This is a genomic window from Dorea sp. AM58-8 (assembly GCF_003464045.1).
GTDB lineage: Bacteria > Bacillota > Clostridia > Lachnospirales > Lachnospiraceae > Claveliimonas > Claveliimonas ammoniilytica.
The window spans coordinates 104,949-122,773 of the sequence record NZ_QSDM01000005.1; the positions used below are offsets into that span (position 1 = coordinate 104,949).

At 40.9% G+C, this 17,825-nt stretch carries 18 protein-coding genes; 1 reads left to right on the forward strand and 17 read right to left on the reverse strand.

Features of this window, described 5'->3' with window-relative positions:
* Positions 1 to 17: 17 nt before the first annotated feature.
* The 12 genes from DXA18_RS05920 to DXA18_RS05975 form a co-directional block, all read right to left on the reverse strand.
* Positions 18 to 1,616, reverse strand: a complete 1,599-nt coding sequence (locus DXA18_RS05920) for an ASKHA domain-containing protein (RefSeq protein ID WP_118383111.1) — start codon at positions 1,614 to 1,616, stop codon at positions 18 to 20.
* Entirely contained in the window at positions 1,609 to 2,625 is a 1,017-nt protein-coding gene (locus DXA18_RS05925) for a methylcobamide:CoM methyltransferase MtbA (protein ID WP_118383112.1), read from the reverse strand. Before DXA18_RS05925 ends, DXA18_RS05920 begins: the two co-directional genes overlap by 8 nt.
* 12 nt (positions 2,626 to 2,637) lie before the next feature.
* Positions 2,638 to 3,288: a corrinoid protein gene (locus tag DXA18_RS05930; RefSeq protein WP_118383113.1), complete on the reverse strand. Its 651-nt coding sequence runs from the start codon at positions 3,286 to 3,288 to the stop codon at positions 2,638 to 2,640.
* 19 nt (positions 3,289 to 3,307) lie between these two features.
* Entirely contained in the window at positions 3,308 to 4,171 is an 864-nt protein-coding gene (locus tag DXA18_RS05935) for a uroporphyrinogen decarboxylase family protein (protein ID WP_118383114.1), read from the reverse strand.
* On the reverse strand, positions 4,168 to 5,283 hold the full coding sequence (locus DXA18_RS05940; protein ID WP_118383115.1) for a uroporphyrinogen decarboxylase family protein: 1,116 nt from the start codon (positions 5,281 to 5,283) through the stop codon (positions 4,168 to 4,170). Before DXA18_RS05940 ends, DXA18_RS05935 begins: the two co-directional genes overlap by 4 nt.
* Positions 5,284 to 5,308: 25 nt before the next feature.
* Positions 5,309 to 5,980, reverse strand: coding sequence for a methionine ABC transporter permease (locus DXA18_RS05945; protein ID WP_118383116.1), 672 nt, complete (start codon positions 5,978 to 5,980; stop codon positions 5,309 to 5,311).
* A gap of 9 nt (positions 5,981 to 5,989) precedes the next feature.
* Positions 5,990 to 6,952 (reverse strand): methionine ABC transporter ATP-binding protein, encoded by a 963-nt coding sequence (locus DXA18_RS05950; protein ID WP_118383117.1) that lies wholly within the window; start codon positions 6,950 to 6,952, stop codon positions 5,990 to 5,992.
* A 54-nt stretch (positions 6,953 to 7,006) separates the two neighbouring features.
* Positions 7,007 to 7,831, reverse strand: coding sequence for a MetQ/NlpA family ABC transporter substrate-binding protein (locus DXA18_RS05955; RefSeq protein WP_118383118.1), 825 nt, complete (start codon positions 7,829 to 7,831; stop codon positions 7,007 to 7,009).
* A 176-nt stretch (positions 7,832 to 8,007) separates the two neighbouring features.
* Entirely contained in the window at positions 8,008 to 8,769 is a 762-nt protein-coding gene (locus DXA18_RS05960; protein WP_118383119.1) for an ABC transporter permease, read from the reverse strand.
* A 23-nt stretch (positions 8,770 to 8,792) separates the two neighbouring features.
* A complete protein-coding gene (locus DXA18_RS05965; RefSeq protein ID WP_118383120.1) occupies positions 8,793 to 9,899 on the reverse strand; it encodes an ABC transporter substrate-binding protein in 1,107 nt (368 codons plus the stop codon).
* Between the two features lie 149 nt (positions 9,900 to 10,048).
* Complete coding sequence (locus DXA18_RS05970; RefSeq protein ID WP_118383121.1) at positions 10,049 to 10,831, reverse strand: ABC transporter ATP-binding protein; 783 nt, start codon at positions 10,829 to 10,831, stop codon at positions 10,049 to 10,051.
* Positions 10,824 to 12,014, reverse strand: coding sequence for a MalY/PatB family protein (locus DXA18_RS05975; RefSeq protein ID WP_330424438.1), 1,191 nt, complete (start codon positions 12,012 to 12,014; stop codon positions 10,824 to 10,826). The genes DXA18_RS05970 and DXA18_RS05975 overlap by 8 nt, the downstream gene beginning before the upstream one ends.
* 554 nt (positions 12,015 to 12,568) lie before the next feature.
* Here DXA18_RS05975 and DXA18_RS05980 point away from each other — a divergent pair.
* Positions 12,569 to 13,462, forward strand: coding sequence for a PD-(D/E)XK nuclease family transposase (locus DXA18_RS05980; protein ID WP_118383123.1), 894 nt, complete (start codon positions 12,569 to 12,571; stop codon positions 13,460 to 13,462).
* A gap of 249 nt (positions 13,463 to 13,711) precedes the next feature.
* Here DXA18_RS05980 and DXA18_RS05985 read toward each other — a convergent pair whose 3' ends face one another.
* The 5 genes from DXA18_RS05985 to DXA18_RS06005 form a co-directional block, all read right to left on the reverse strand.
* Positions 13,712 to 14,278: a DUF4428 domain-containing protein gene (locus DXA18_RS05985; RefSeq protein ID WP_118383124.1), complete on the reverse strand. Its 567-nt coding sequence runs from the start codon at positions 14,276 to 14,278 to the stop codon at positions 13,712 to 13,714.
* 206 nt (positions 14,279 to 14,484) lie between these two features.
* Complete coding sequence (locus tag DXA18_RS05990) at positions 14,485 to 15,327, reverse strand: PTS system mannose/fructose/sorbose family transporter subunit IID (protein WP_118383125.1); 843 nt, start codon at positions 15,325 to 15,327, stop codon at positions 14,485 to 14,487.
* A 16-nt stretch (positions 15,328 to 15,343) separates the two neighbouring features.
* Complete coding sequence (locus DXA18_RS05995) at positions 15,344 to 16,150, reverse strand: PTS mannose/fructose/sorbose/N-acetylgalactosamine transporter subunit IIC (RefSeq protein WP_118383126.1); 807 nt, start codon at positions 16,148 to 16,150, stop codon at positions 15,344 to 15,346.
* Positions 16,151 to 16,182: 32 nt separating this feature from the next.
* Positions 16,183 to 16,695: a PTS system mannose/fructose/N-acetylgalactosamine-transporter subunit IIB gene (locus DXA18_RS06000; protein WP_243007050.1), complete on the reverse strand. Its 513-nt coding sequence runs from the start codon at positions 16,693 to 16,695 to the stop codon at positions 16,183 to 16,185.
* 1 nt (position 16,696) lies between these two features.
* On the reverse strand, positions 16,697 to 17,134 hold the full coding sequence (locus DXA18_RS06005) for a PTS sugar transporter subunit IIA (RefSeq protein WP_118383127.1): 438 nt from the start codon (positions 17,132 to 17,134) through the stop codon (positions 16,697 to 16,699).
* Positions 17,135 to 17,825: the final 691 nt, after the last annotated feature.

A 17,825-nucleotide genomic window follows, 5' to 3' on the forward strand; every position in this document is an offset into this window, starting at 1 on the left:
TCCAAGTTCTACTCTGGCTATACAAACCGCATACTCTCGGCAAATATCTTCTCATAATTCTCCGTCTCCGCAAGTTCAATATATTCCATTCGTTCAGCGAGCCCTTCCATCTCTTCCTTCACCTGTTCAGAGAGTAATGTCATATATGCACCGGTCTTGGATGAATTACCCACATAGATAATTTTATTCTCCACTTCTTTTGGCAGAATACCCGTTCCCGTTAATGATTCAGCCGGCAGATGTGCGCCAAACTGTCCTGCGATCATCACTTTATCCAGTTCTTCCATGCGAATCCCGGCTTTATTTAACAACGCCAGAAAGCCTGACAGAATCGCACCTTTTGCAAGCTGTACCTGTCTGATGTCTCCTTGTGTCACCACCAGTTCTGGTGCCTCGCATATCAAGAATTCTCTCTTTTTTCCGTTCATGCGTATCATCGGATAACGGTAATCTTCTTCAGGAATATTTTCTTTTTTGACAAATGCGCCATTTTTTCTGACAAGTCCTGTCCGGATCAGTTCTTTCAGCACTGCCAGAATTCCACTTCCGCAGATACCCACCGGTTCTTTTCCATCGATACAGGTAAACTCTACTCCATGCTCTGTGATCTTCACATCTTCGATAGCACCTTCTGCCGCCCGCATTCCACAACTGATATTCATACCTTCCAGTGCCGGTCCTGCCGCACAGGAACAACATAATAATCTGCCCTTCTGTGACAAAACGATCTCTCCGTTTGTTCCTATATCAATAAACAAAACATTCCCATTCTGTTTTTCCAATTCACATACATAGGCTCCTGCCACAATATCCGCACCGATAAACGCAGATACCTGCGGCAGACAATATACCAACGCACTGTTATCCATACCAGCGTGCAGACCGATCTCACCGGCACTGCGCTTCTGCGCTTCTAAAAACACCGGCTGATATGGGGAACGCCCGATACTTCTGGCGTCCGTTCCCAACAACATATGCATCATGGTACAGTTAGCTGCTATATCTATTTCCAGAATCTCTTCTGTTGAAATTCCTGCGTCCCTACACACCTGCGCAAGCATATCATTTACAGAATCTACGATTGCACATCTAAGGTGTTCAATTCCCTCTTCTGCATGCTCATATTCATAAGTGATCCGTGTCAGCACATCCAATCCAAAATGCTTCTGCGCATTGATCATAGATGCGGATGTAATCTCTCTTCCACTCGCCAGTTCTACCAGCGACGTAACAACTGTTGTCGTTCCGATATCAATTGCAACACCATATCCTCTGTCATGCTCATCACGAGTAAATTCTGGAACATATCCTTCTGTCAGAACTTTATGCTTCCGTTCTTTTTGCAGCAATTCAACCTGAATATCACCGGAAACACATGTCATACATGCCAGACGGATACCCTGCGTCAGTTCCTCCTGACTGAGTAATTTCTGTTCTGTCGCAGATACTTTCGACACCTCTCCATCTACAATTCGCACTTTGCATTTTCCACATATACCCGTTCCATTGCATGGGTTATCCACAAATGCTCCTGCCCGCAGTAATTCTGCCAACAGATTTGCACCTTCTTCGCAGTTTCTGACCGTCCCATCATTTACAATCACAATCCTAACCATCAGATTCCTCCACACTTGAAAGCAGTGCCTGAATATTGCGAAGCGGAGAACTCATGCCGAGTCCACACGCAGGTGACACAATATCAGAGCCACATTTTATGCAGTTTCCAGCCAGTCTCCTGACTGCTTCTTCACTGCCAAACTCTAACGTATAGGTACTGACATTTCCCATCAGCACACGGTCAGCCAGATTCTTTCTCGCATCCATCATCGGCACCGCTGAATCGAAACTCAATGCATTGCTGTGCACTTCACTTACTTCTTTGTATACATTCTTCATATGTCCGCAAATGTGCACGATCGTCTCCACATGCAGATCTGCCAGTCCGTCCAGCAGCTGATTAATATACCTCACTGCAAACTCTTTAAAAAATCGTGGCCCGAGAATCTCTCCGGTACCGCTTGGATCCGCGATTGTAATGGCATCTGCACCCGCTTCCACCTGCGCCCTGCCAAATGCGATCAGCTGCTCGGTCACAAAATTCATATACGCATGTGCCTCTGCATTTTTTTTGCGCAATTCTTTATAAAATACGACTGGCTCAATAACTGAACTCGCCGTACTGATTGGTCCAGTGAGATTACCGATGATCGGCATATCTTTCACTTCTTCTTTTAATATTCCGATTGCATCCAGCACTACCTTTGCACGGCCTTTCGTCAGATCGATCCCCGTCAGTTTCTTATAATCAGATACTGAATCAATCGCATATTTTACCACATGCGGTTCATATATCTGAGAACCAAGATCCACCCTCGCTCCCATTTCTTCCGCTTCAATAGTCATGCAGAATGGAACACCACAGTTTTCGAAACAGCCCTGCTCATATACTGCTTTCGCAAGATCCGCCATTTTCCTAGCATCCGTATGCGCCTCAGGAAGATAGATTCCCACCCGTTCCATCAACTCTGCCGTAACCATATTCATCATTCCACCCGGACAGATACACGGCGGACGATCTACGCGCTCTCCGTTCAGGCTCATTTTTAATCGTTTCTTTGGATTCACTTTTATTCCCTCTTATGCAATTGCCAGCAGACGTTTCGCTAATTTAACCGCTTCTACAGCTGTCGTTGAATATCCATCTGCACCAATCTTATCCGCATAATTCTGTGAAACCGGTCCGCCTCCGATCATAACTTTGACTTTGTCACGGAGTCCTTCCTTTTCCAGCAGATGAATAATTTCTTCCATTCCAGGCATGGTAGTTGTCATCAGCGTAGACAGGCAGATCAATTCCGCTTCTCTTTCCTTCGCGGTATCCACGAACTTCTGCAGCGGAACATCCCTGCCAAGATCGATCATTTCAAAACCTGCTGTTTCCAACATAATCTTGACCAGGTTCTTACCAATATCGTGAGTATCTCCTTCTACAACGCCAATCACACATTTATGCTTAACATCATTCTTTTCTTCCGGCAAATATGGACGGAGCACATTAATTCCTGCATACATGGCATCCGAGCAAAGAAGCAGATCTGTTACAAAATATTCCTCTTCCTCAAATAATTCGCTGGCCTGGTTCATTCCATCGATCAATCCCTGGTTAATCGCATCCAGTGCCGGATATCCCGCATCGATATATTCCTGCGCAGCCTCCGCCACATCATCCTCTTCCATTTCCAACACACCCTCTGAAAGACGTTTCAACAGTTCTTCCTTTGTGCTCATAAGCTTTTCCTCCCTCTGCTTAATAAAGCCTGATTTCTCTAAACTTTTTATTTTCCAATTGATAATCAATATTCTTAATGCACATCTGTCCTGCCACTGGAACTTGTCCGATCAATGATACACAAGCTTCGCCGTAACGCATCACTTCCGGCAATTCATGATCCACATAACAGGCTTTTTCTGTGCCGATCAGCGCAAGAGTAGTCTTCGGGCACAATAACAGCATTGCTTTTCCATCCAACAACTCTATAGCCTTTTTCAAAAAGTCATACGTAAAATCCATCACTACCTGTTCTGCCATCTTCGGTCCGAGAATATTCACCCCACCCGATGAATCTGCATAGCTGATCATATCCACACCATACTCAACAGCAATTTTAATATAGGTTAGTAATTCTCTTTCTATCTTTTGAAAGATATCCTGCATAAGTTCCGGCTGTTTGCGCATTGCCTTAAAGACATATTTCGGATCAATCAATACATTGAATATCGTAAACGGTCCGGAGATCATCAATGCCACATGCTCTCCCTGTTCCCGAAGTCTCTGACACGCTTTAAGCACCTCATAAATCCGGCCTTTTGAACAATCAATTTCCGGAAGTTCCAGTAATTCTGCCGCAGAGGTACAACAGTATTCCTTTGCCCGCGGACCCAAATTACCATCTCCCATATTAACAATGCCCCCCATCGCTTCTGCTTCTACTGTATGGCAGAACGGAAGCATGCAAAAAGCTGCTCCTTCTTTCTGCTTCATAGCATGTGCGATTTTCGCCATAGTATCCGCATGCATATAAGCATCCGGAAAGGACAGCTTCAAATCTTTTGTAATCTCCGTAGAAATACCGATTGCATTATCAAATGTACAACGAAAATCTGATATCATATATTCAACGCCTCCGGTATCTTTCCAAGCTTCGCTCCAGCACCATATTTCTGTGCCGCATATACATATGCATCCATATTTTCCTTCGGCGTTCCCATCGGCACCTGGCATCCCGTCATGAGCATAAACCCATTCGGACTGTCTGCTGCTTTTGCTATGGTCGTTCTCACTGCTTCAATCACGTCATCGATACTTCCATTCAACATCACGTCCACCGGTGGAATATTTCCTGACAGGAATACAGAGTCGCCAATCATACATTTTGCCTCTTCCATATCCTCACAGTTATCTATACTGAAATTATCAACACCTATTTTCTGAAGATCTTTCCATATTTTCTTTGTATGACCACATATATGTACAGATGGTTTTTCCCCTGTAATCTGTACAATCCCAGAAAACAATTTATCAAAATACGGTTGTGAATATTCAAGAAAATACTTATAACCCAAAACATCCGTACTAGTTACCGGATCTGATATTCCTACTGATCTGCTTCCCGTTTCTTCCACAAAAACCTTTACCCATTCCAAAGAAGAATCTACAGAGTATTGCAATAATTCATTCAGTTTCTCTGGATTTTTTCTCATATCACGCAATATTAATTCAACTGGTCTGATCGCAGATGCTGTCGTAATCGGTCCTGCCACATCCGTGCTAATACCCATTGTTGGAAAACGTTCCATCATACGTTTTCCATTTTCCAGCTTATTCATTAATATTGAATGACTATGCACATTCAATGGTTCTGAAAGATCAATGTTATCATAATTGTCCGCAACATATTTTTCGACATAATCTGTTTTATTTTCTGGATATTTCAAAATAGATCCTGCCGCCTCTCCTATTCCTCTCAATCCCATAGATATTGACAAACCGGTAAAACCATACTCTGCCTTTTTCCGTTCAATCATATTGCACCGTGCCTCAAATGAGCGACGCAGATCACCCTTTGAATATCCCCAGATTACTGCAAGTGCATCATCTGGTGCTAAAAATGCATACGGAATACAATCCACATCATTCCCTTTTAAATATTCTGCAATACGTTCATCCGGAGTCAGCTCCGGCTTCATAGCTTTTAATTCAGCATATAATTCTTCTTTTGTCATCAATACTCATTCCTGTTTCATTTTTCTATTTCATTTTTCTGTACACAACATTTCCAATTCCCTGAATACCTTCTACAAAAACAACCAGTATCAACGCAATTGTATACATTACTTCATAATTAAAGCTCTGATATCCATATGTAATAGCTGCGCTTCCGATTCCTCCTGCGCCCATAGTTCCTGCCATGGCAGTTGCTCCAAGAATTGATATTGTTGCCAAAATTATTCCAGATATGATCGCCGGAGCCGCCTCTGATATAATTACTTTAACTATCAGCTGTGTATCTGATATTCCAAATGATCTCATAGCTTCCACAAGCGCCGGATCCACTTCCTGCATAGCTCCTTCAATCAATTTCCCAATAAATGCCGTTGCCGAAACTGTCAACGGTACTACCGCTGCCTTTACTCCAATCGATGTTCCCATCACAGCCTTTGTAAACGGCATCAAAAACACCATTAGTATAATAAATGGAAAAGATCGAACTACATTTACCACAAATGCCATGAGTCTGTAAATAATCCGATTGGGATACATTCCATTTTCATTTGTCACTAACAAAATAATTGCTACCAGGAATCCCAACAGTGTGCCTGCAATTGTTGTAATGATTACCATTTCAAAAGTTGCCTCAAAAGCAGGAATCATAATCATTTTCCAGAAGTTTCCTGCATTAGGTCCAAATAATGTCTGCATACGCTCTCCCTACTTACGTCTGTAAAATGTAATCTTCTCTTCTGTAAAATATTTTTCTACTTTCGAAGCTTCAGATACATCCACATTAATCATTAATAAGCCAAGTTCCTTTTCTCTGTACATTTCCGTCTTGCCACCGCATATTTCATATTCAACATTAAGATCCTTAGCAAGATGATACAATATTTTTTTAGATTTATCATCATCTGATAATAATATCTGATAGTTTGCTCCATCTTTTAACTGCACCTCAGCTGTTTCTCCGAGAAATCTCCTCAATTCCGGCGGCTGTTGGATAAACAGGTCTTCCACAGCTCCACTGAGTACCAATTTCCCATTTTCTAACAGTGAAACTTTCTGACATACCTGACGAACGACTTCCATCTGATGAGTAACTACTACAATCGTAATTCCCAACTGTTCATTAATCTGCTTTAGCAAATCCAGTATTGATTTCGTTGTCACAGGATCCAACGCAGATGTTGCCTCATCACTTAACAAAATCTTAGGATTCATTGATAATGCCCTTGCGATTGCAACCCTTTGCTTCTGTCCACCAGAAAGTGAAGATGGTTTCTCGTTTAATTTATCAACAATACCAACAATTTCTGCAAGTTCCCTTACTCTGGTATCTATATCTGTTTTACTGTATTTCCAACATCTCATTGGAAATGCAATATTTTCATACACAGTTTTCCTCGATAAAAGCGGAAACTGCTGAAAGATCATACCAATATCTTTCTGAAATAATCTTATTTCTTTTTTATCTAACGAATTTACTTCTACGCCGTCCACTTTAATACTTCCGGCTGTATATTCTTCCAGTCTGTTAATACAACGAAGGAGTGTTGATTTTCCCGCACCACTTCTTCCAACCAGACCATAAATCTCTCCATCTTGTATCTGAAGATTAATATCAGTCAATACATTTAAATTCCCAAATGATTTTTTCAAATTAGTTATCTCTATCATTATTTTCTCCATAAACAAAAAATGCAGCATTATCTGCTGCATTTTTTCTTATTCTTACTCAGCTGGTTCAAAACCACTTGATGCTGGTACATTTGCTTTTGCAGCATCAGATGCATATGCGTCCATCATATCCTTTACCCAGTCTGCATCCTTATTTGCCTTCATAACACAAATGCCTTGTGCAAGGTCATTATTAACAAATTTCTTTAACAGATGTTCTGTCGGATCTACTCCGGCTTCAGCCATAGTATTAGATGTTCCAATAATAGCTGTGTAATCATCCATGTTTTTATATTTATTGCCGTCACCAGATACAAACTCGTAATTCTTCGGATTTTCTACAATATCTGCTACTGTATAGAATTCACCAGATGATGGCTCATCACTTAATGTAATCAATCCGGCTTCTTCAATCTGCTGCAACTGCTCGCTGATATTAGATGCATCCTCTGCAATACCAATTTTTCCACCTTCTGGAAGATCTTCCAATGTATCTGCTTTTGTTGAATATAATCCTGAATAATAATTATATAACTTTGGCTCTAACATAACGATATCCGCATTATTAGAATCATTGTAATTGTTCATATACGGTTCATGTTGATAGAAGTTTGCATCCAAACTTCCCTCTACCAATGCATCGTTTGGAAGTACGTAATCATCAAACACTTTGATCTCTACTTCGTAACCTTTTTTCTCAAGTTCTTCTTTTCCAGACTCAGCCAGATCTTTTGACACAGAGCTTGTACCCATTACAATCTTGGTTTTCTCACCGTTATCACTCTCTGTTTTGTCTGATTTGTCACTGTTGCTTCCACATGCAACCAACGAAACTGTCATTGCTGCAAGCAGCATAGCTGCTAATACTTTCTTTTTCATATTGCCCTCCCTATCTAGTCAATGATTACATTCAATATTATACTCCCACCCATTTGAGAAGTAAAATCGACAATTCCAATAATAATCTTCATTTATAGATTCTATCAATACATGATAATTTTTATCAGTAAAGGCGAATGCCAACCCTGACACCCGCCTTATTCCTACACAATATTTTAGTCGATTGTCCACTTGAGCAGACGTTCTTTTATCTTCTCAAATATCTGCATCACAACCACCAATACAATTACCATGAATACAAATCCAACCCAGGTATTTGCGAATACTCCAAGTTCGGAATTCTTTTTTACAAAATAACCCATTCCGGAACCACCGCCATACATCTCAGCGAATACGAGCATTACAAATGAACTTCTCAGTGAATTTACAAATCCAGCCAGAATCGACGGGCTTGCTGCTGGCAATATTACCTTCACAAAGCGCTTTACCCCTGTCAGTTCCAACGTAGCTGCTTTATCCAGATAACGCTTATCGATCGTCATGATTCCCGTAATTGTAGCAAATAATGTTGCCCATACAATATTATATACAACCAGAAATACGGATGCTGAAAACAAACTCGGTGACAGCAACAATACAAACGGCGATAACAAAATCGATGGAATTACACTAAATGCATAAATTACCGGATGCAACACTTCACGAATCTTTTTATTCATTCCCATGATTGTACCAAGCACAACTGCTACCACCAGAGAAATGATCACAGATGGGATCAGCAATCTGAATGATGCGAACATATTTGTCAGCATCTCATGCTTGTTCGACATAAAGGCTGTCACAATCTTTTCCGTTGCCGGAAACAAATACGGATTCAGTTTCTTCACATCTGCCACATAGTAGTATGTAAACACTAATCCGACGAAGATCAACGCTGTAATCCAATATTTTTTTACAAAGCCTGTAATCGTTTTCATTTACCCATCTCTCCTAAAATATACTATTTGTCATTTTCTTCAAAGAATTTCTGCTGTGCATCGTAGAAGTCCGGTGCCTCATCGCCGTAAGCATCTTTCGCTTCAGACAGAGCTTCTTCATAAAGATCTGTGTTAATATGATCTTCAATGTTGATCTGGCAGTCATCACCAAGGTATCCTGTCTTGTCAAGGATGCCCCATGCACGTACAACGCTGTTCTTAAGTGGATCAACGTTTACAAAGTAATGCTCGTCATCCAGCATGTATGCTGCAACATAGTCATCATCCTGACCGATCTTCTTAGCATGCAGAGAAACAGCCTCTTCCTTATTAGCCTCATACCATGACTGAGCACGAAGTAATGCGCGGATTATAGCCTTTACTGTATCAGGATTATCATTTACCCACTCTGTCTGTCCAACCATACGGCAGCAAGAGTAGTTTTCCATGATCTCGCTCTGGTAGCTTACGATCTCGATCTCGCCAGCGTCTACCAGCTCTTTGATACCATAGTTGTTCTGTGTTCCCATAAGAGCGTATTTTACTTCACCGTTCTGTACAGCAACAAGAGCATCATCATAGCTTGAGTATACTTTCCAGTCTACTACATCCAGAGGATTGTCATATCCAAGATCCATAACCGCACCTGTGAATGCAAAGTAGCTTGGATTTACAGCCACAGACTCACCGATGAATGACTCAATACCGTTCCACTCTGTTCCTGCTTTTGCGATAACCGGCATACAACCTTCTACCATGTGTCCGCCGAAGATTGTAAGGTCTACACCCTGTGCGATCTGCTGAAGTGGGTTAGATGTACCTGCATTTGATACTACGTCTACCTTACCAGCCGCAAGAAGTGCCATAGCATCCATGTTCTGTGTAGCTTCTACCGGCTCGATCTTGATTCCTTCGTCTTCAAAGTATCCTTCTTCCTCTGCGATCGTTACCAGAACGTTACCACTTGAACCATAGTTCCATTTTACAGTTGTAAGTTCATCCTTAGATTCTGTGTCAGCTGATTCTGCTTTCTTGTCGCTTGTGTCTGTGGCTTTGTCACTGCCAGCACATCCTGCAAGTCCAAAAGTCATGCCGAGTGCTAACACCATTGCTAATACTCTCTTCTTCATAATCTTTCTCCTTCTAAAAAATAAATAAACCTACCACATTACCCATCTGATGGTCAGCTACTCCATTCATTTTCGGATAACGCATTATATATAACAGGCGTCCCTGTATATACCATAATTAGCTCCGCTCATCCTTACGCATCGCCATTTTAAATATGTGTCGTTACATCTTTGTTGATCTGATTGATCAATGTCATCCGCAGCTTCATCATTTCCATATTTTCAAACAATGTGTCACGAGTCGGATGCTGTTCTTCCGGAATCGTAACATCATAAATAATATGACTCGGTGACTGTCCAAGTACCAGAATACGGTTCGCCAGTAGAAGGGCTTCATCCACATCATGTGTTACGAAAAATACCGTTTTCTTCTTTTCTTCCTGTGCCCAGAGTTCTCGGATCAAATCCTGAAGTCTTGCACGAGTTACCGCATCCAATGCGCCAAACGGCTCGTCCATCAACAGGATTGGCGGATCAATACTAAATGCCTGTGCGATTGCACATCTCTGCTTCATACCACCAGACAGTTCTTTCGGAAGCTTCTTATATACTGCTTCATCCAATCCAACAGCTTTTATCATGTTGATAGCAATTTCCTTTAATTCCTTTTTATCCCTTTTCGGGAACTTCTGTTTCAATGCCAGCATGATATTTTCACCTGCTGTCATCCACGGAAACAGACCGTAATCCTGGAATACCACTCCCTTGTTGAGGCTCGGGCTACCGATCACCTCACCATCATTCAAAATCTCGCCCTCTGTTGCCGTCTCAAGACCAGCCAACAGACGAAGAAGTGTACTTTTCCCACATCCGGACTGTCCCAGAATGCAGACAAATTCTCCGTCTCCAATCTCCGTATTAATATCTTTTAAAATTAATTTGCCGCCACTTTCATATGCAAATGATAAGTTGTTAATCTTAATACTACTCATGTATAAAAGCCTTTCTCTCTTTCAAAATCCCATCCATAATACGCTTCGCACCAATCTCTACATTCTCTCTCGAAGTGGCAAGATTCATGCGGATAAATCCATTAAACTGTTCACCACCGAACCAGTCTCCAAAGTCTACCGCCAGACGGCATTTCTTCTGTATAAACTCTCTCGTATCTTCCGGCTTCACATATGCCCGCAGATCAATCCATACCAGATAAGTACCTTCCAGCGGGGTTACCACAATCTCCGGAAGATTCTCTTTAAACAGCTCTCTCAAATACTGATCGTTATCGACAATCTGCTTCTTTACTTTATCAAGCCAGTCCTGACCGCCTTTGTAAGCCGCCTCCGCAGCCACAAACCCAAACGCATTACCTGTCATCAGACGGATTCTCTTAGCGAAATCATCCCATCTCGCACGAAGCTTTTCATCCGCAATGATCATAAATGAATTCTGACCTCCCGCGAGATTAAATGTCTTGGACGGAGCTGTGATCGCAACCATTTCATCCCAATGCTCTGTTGCCTGGTAAGACGGTATCTGCACTTTGTCACCAAACACAAAATCCTGATGAATCTCATCGGAGATTACATACACATGATGTCTGTGACAGATTTCAAACATCCTTGTGAGTTCTTCCTTCGTCCAGACTCTTGCCACTGGGTTATGTGGTGAGCACAGAATAAACGCTTTTACATCGTTGTCTATTATTTTCTTTTCAAAATCCTCAAAGTCAATCGTGTATTTACCATCTTCATTCACCAGTTCCGATGTGATCAGCTTACGTTCGTTATTTGTTACTGCCTGCAAAAATGGATAATACACAGGAGTCATTACGATCACTGCCTCGTCTGGCTCTGTCAGAATCTGGAGCATCCAGTTAAATGCAGCTACCACACCCGGTGCGAAACGCAGCCATTCTCTTTTCACTTCGAAATTAAAATGTGCCTTTTCCCAGTTAATAAATGCATCATAATATCCATCTGGAATCCGATAATAACCAACTGTTCCAAAATCCACATAATCATGTAATGCTTTCTGAACACATTGCGGAATCTTAAAATCCATGTCAGCAACCCACATAGCGTGAAGTCCTTCCTCGCCAAACATCGCCGTCTGACCATCCCACTTATTACAGTTAGAATTTCGTCTGTCTACATATATCAGTTCTTCCATCATTTCCACTCCTTGCACATCCTTTATTCAGTTTTTATTCTCCGAAATAAGACACAAAAAAATTGTCCTTTTCCATATTCTCATAGCATGTATGATTTTCACCTGGGTGTCCGCATACGTGTAAGTAGCTGGGGGAAGGACAACTTAAAATCTTTTGTTTCTTTCTATTAAAAATTATATCAAATTTAAGAGAGTGTGCATAATAGGTTTTTCACATCTATTAATAGATGTCATCTATAAACACACGCTACTTCAGCAGATAATTATAATTAGTCTCCGCGCAGAAATGTTCCATTTAAATCATCATTTTGCGGTAATCCTAATGGATATCATCAGCATTTTCTTTTACCATTTTCTTATATTACATTTCTATTTAATTCACATAAATTATTTTTATTTTTCAACATAAAGTTCTTGATCAGTTCACATAGTTATGCTATATTGTTTCTACCCGGTACCGTAATCTTCATTTTTCACATTGCAAAGCATCGTTTATGATGATATACTATTCTAAACGAAAATGCTTTCACCATTCATACACGGAGGTATTTTCTTATATGACAACAGCTACATCCTTGCAGCCAGGCACGCTACTACTACAACGTGAAATTTACCTGAGTATTCTAAAAGACCTCACTATCATGGACGATATTTTTATGCGCAACGTTCTAAAAGACAGTGCCTGTACAGAATACATATTAAAGGTCATTATGGACCAGGATAATTTAAAATTAGAAGACCAGATCCTTCAGGCGGACTACAAAAATCTTCAAGGACGTTCTTCCATACTTGATTGCATAGCCTTAGATAATTCCGGCAGAAAATATAACATTGAATTTCAGAATGCAGACAGCGGTGCCTCTTTGAAAAGAGCCCGCTATCACGGTAGCTTAGTGGATGCCACCACATTGGAAACTGGTCAGGTTCCTAACGATCTACCTGATACCTATATCATTTTCATTACGACAAATGATACCCTTGGATTCAATCTACCAATCTGTCACATTAACCGAATATTCGAAGAAACCGGGCAGTCTTGCCCTGATCAACTACATATCATCTATGTTAATTCATCTGTCCAGGATGATACTGCCCTCGGCAGACTTATGCATGACCTGCATTGCCCCAATTCACAAGATATGTATAGCAAGATTCTCGCTCGAAGAGTAAAAGAACTAAAAGAAACGCAAAAAGGAGTTGATATTATGTGTGATAAATTAAATGAACTGATTGTAGAAGAAAGAAATGAAGGAATCTTAATTGGTGAAGCTCAAGGTGAAAAGCGCGGTATCCTAATCGGAGAAGCCCAAGGTATCCTGCATACCCAAAAAGAAACAGCAAAAAATCTGCAACATATGGGCATGGCTCTGGAACAGATTTCCCTGGCTTTGAATGTCAGTGTCCAAATGATTCAGGAATGGCTTTCTGCTGACTGTGTATCAGTGAAATAGTATTAAATTCAAGTCGAACGTCCGTGAGACTTGGCGCGTGATTCTAGTCAGCGAAGCTGACATATTCCTATCAGAATCACTGCGCATCCTCGCGGAGCGTTTATCTCAGTCGAAGATTGGACTCCCACTGAGACAAATTTGCTATTACTCACCACCTGAAGAGGTGGGAGTCTTCTCGACCGAGATAAAAATGTGCTGTTATTCTCATAATTTCAAACAATCACAAGTATAACAGCACATTTTTATTCTTTATGCTTCTTTAATTGCATTCAATTCTTTCAATATATCCATCGCCACCTGATAAGACTTACGGAATGCATATGTTGATGATCTTACCGGACTGGCAAGTACCACCAGATCCTTGATACCTACGCCTTTGATCTTCATGCGTACTTTCAGCTTTTTGATAACCTTAACCGTCTTTTTATCTTCTTTCAGATGTACCAGTTCTTCCGGTGTAAGCTCAGGCTCACAAATCAGCATATATCCCATCAGATCTTCATAATGATAGATTTCCGGTCTGCTGTATTCTTTTGAAACTGTCGGATTTCCAGAAATACAGAACTTCTTATTCTGCTCATCGATCAGTAACAGTGACTGTATTTTACGGGTAACTACAAAACCATCTTCGCCCAGATCAATCGGAACCGCATTTGCCTTATATGTTTTTTTCAGTTCAGCAAGTGTTTTCTTTGTAATGGTCTCTGTAAATCCATTACTTACTACAGCGTAGCACTTCTTACATACTACACCATCCTGACAATGGAATTTTCTAAATCCAAGTTTCTCTCCACAGATATCACAATTTCCAGCCATAATTCTCTCCTGACATTTCTAACGAGGTAATTCCCATTTTATACTATTGAGTCCTGTAATCAATACGTATTATAGAATTCCTTCGGATTGTTTTGTGCTTTGCACTCCACTAGCATCACCATATTATACATGATATAACGATAAAAATCGAGTAGGATTGCTCCTACTCGATTCATATCTTTTGATTCTTTAAACCGTTGTTACAATTAAGCAACCAGAATGTTGAAGAATCCACATACAACACCAACTACTACGATTAACAGAATAATCTTGATAGATGTCCATTTCTTCTGCATCAGACCATAGATACCCATGGTTGCTGCCAGTGGAAGAATGTTAGGAAGTACTGCGTCAAACAGGCTCTCCTGCAGTGAGAAATCTGATCCTGATGTAGAAATCGTGATACCACATTTAACTTTTACATAGTTAACGATCAGACCACCCATTACCATACAACCCATGATAGAAGCTGCTTTCAGAAGCTTGTTCAGAATTCCTTTTTCTAGGAAGTCCATGATAGCCTCACTACCGGCATTATATCCAAACATAAAGTTAAGATATGAGAAAATATATGTAATGAAGAACATCAGTACTGCGTAAATAATTGCTCCCCAGATGTTTCCATCACCGGAACGTGTAATATCAATACACAGAGCCAGCAGAATCGGGATCAAAACTCCCTGCCAAATAGTATCACCAACACCAGCAAGAGGTCCCATCAGGGAAGTCTTGATATTTGTAATGAATTCATTCGGAATATCGTTGCCCATAGCTTTTTCCTCTTCAAGAGAAATAGCCAGACCAAGGATACATGAACCAAACTCAGGATGTACGTTGAAGAACTCCATTTCACGAGTCATTACATCAATCTGTTTTTCTTTGTTATCCGGGTATAAGTATTTTACTACCGGAAGGAATGTGTAGGCACAAGCCATACCCATCATACGCTCATAGTTGTAACATGTCTGAACCCAGGTCTCCCAGATTAAGGAGGCTCTAAACAGGGCTTTCTTAGGAATCAATCTCTGTTTCCATTCTTTCTTTGCCATTTCGCTCTACCTCCTCTTAGTCTTCATCCGGATCATAATCCGGGTCGTATGCTCCATCAGCTGGTGCTCCAGCTGTAGCAGCTACTGCTGTCTTTCCACCTGCAAGCTGAATGTAGATGATAGCCATGATCAGACCTACAATACCCTGCTCGATCAGTGTCATTCCAGAAACTGTTGCAATCATAAATCCTAAAAACAGGAAGATACGAGCCTCGCCTTTGAAGATGTACTGCAGTGTGATTGCAATACCAAGTGCAGGCATTAATCCACCGATTACCTGGAAGATCTGCAGTGGCTTACCAGCACACATATCGATGAATGACTGAATGTAGTCAGCACCAAAGTATGCAGCCAGTGTACAAGGAGTTACACAGATAATTGCAGAGAAGATCTGTGGCAGGATTACGTTTGACAGGTACAGGTTATTGAACTTACCTTCTGCAACCCATTTATCTCCCATATGTACGAATACAGAGTCAATTGTCATACGCAGATACCATACGATTGTTCCCAGCAGACCAATCGGAACTGCGATTGCAAGAGCTGTATCTGCATCAAGGTTACCAGTGATTGCGTATGCAACACCAAGTACACCTGCCAATGCCATATCTGCAGGCATTGATCCACCAGCGGAAATAAATCCGAGGTATACCAGGTTGATTGTTGCACCTACAACCGCACCTGTTACAGGCTGTCCCAGCAAACATCCTGTAAGAAATCCACAAACCAGTGGTCTCTGGAGTGTCCAAAGTCCAACGAATGGAAGGTTTGCTTCAGCGAGCCAATAAATGATTCCACAAAGAATCGCTACACCTAAACTCATTTTTCATCTCTCCTTTTTAGTTATTGAGTTTTTTATAAGCCAAAGTTATCTTTAGCTTTTTTTAACGCATCATCAATCTTGACGACTGACTGTTCCGGAACGAGCTGGTAATATACATTAACGCCAGCTTTCTGCATTTCCTCACACGCCAGAACTTCTTCAGGATTTAATGCTACGTTATTAATGAATGGCTGTCTCTCTCCACGGATACCAGCTCCTCCGAGGTTAACCTCTTTCAACGGAACTCCCGCTTTGATCAGACGATTGTATGTAGTCGGAGTCTTTGCTAAAAGCAGAAGTCTCTCTCCAGGCACACCCTGAACCATCAGTTTCTCAGCTGCCTTTTCTACATTGTATACGATTACTTTTGTACCAGCCGGAGCCAGTGCCTTTACTACACGTACATTAAAAGTATCCTTTGCAACTTCATCATCAATAATAATGATTTTGTTTGCTTTGAAAGTTGGTGTCCATGCTGTTACCACTTCTCCGTGGATCAGACGGTCATCAACACGGGCCAATACGACATTTCTCATCTCTGCCATCTTATTCGTCCTCCTCGTCATCATCAGAATCCATTAACATTTTTCTAACATCCACGTAGCTGTCTGCAGCTGCGTTGATTGCCGCTTCACACAGTCCCTCACAGGTTGCTCCCTCGAAATCACGTTCCAGCACGATTGTCATCAGCATTGCCAGATTGGTTCCAGTCACATGATAAACGTCGTAGTCTCTTGTGAGCGATACGACTGCATTGAACGGAGAGCCATGTTTCAACTCTGTCAGGAAAATAATATTTTCCGCTCCGTATTTCTCAATTTCCTCTCTTAATACCTTTGTCAGATCATCAATTGTCTGCTCTGGATATAAAGAATATGCAGCAATATTTGTCTGCTCCCCAAGAAGCATCTGTACCGTGTTCAACATTCCTTTTGACTGTTCTCCATGAGAAACCAGTACTACACGAATTTTTGAATCAGCCATTGTGTAACTCTTCCTTTCTCTATCTGTCTATTTACTCATCACAAGCCAGCTCGTGCTTACGGTTTAGAGAGAACCAGCGTACCTGTTATGACGCACAATCTTTGTCGTCATATGCAACGTGGCTTATGCTGTTATCAATAATAACATCTTTCTCAAGAGACTCGGACTTAATATATTTCGCCATAATTACGCAATATGCGAAATGCCCTCTTCAGTCATTTCGCACAATAATTGCAAGTCCCTCAGATATGCATCTGACAGTTTCCACAATTTCACTCAAACAACCACACTGTAATAGAGTAATTACTTAATTATGGATTTACGCAATTACTCTATTACTTTTTTTCGCGTTATCGCCAAATACTCGTAATATCTTCGGATAATTCTTTATATTATTAATGATAAGCTGTAATATGTATTATTATATATTAAGCTGTGGTTTGTATTATTCCATTTATTTGACTTTGGGCTTAACTATTGAGAGGTGTATAATATTGCTATTAAACCAACGACAATTAGAAATTTTACTAGAATTATTTGAAAAACCGGAAGTTTATATGACTGCTTCCTACTTTTCCAGTAAACATCAGTGTAGTCTGCGCACAATCCAAAATGATATACGGCAAATCAAAACTGAGCTCGAATCAACAAATTGCGTAATATTCGAGTCTACTACGCGAAAAGGCTGTAG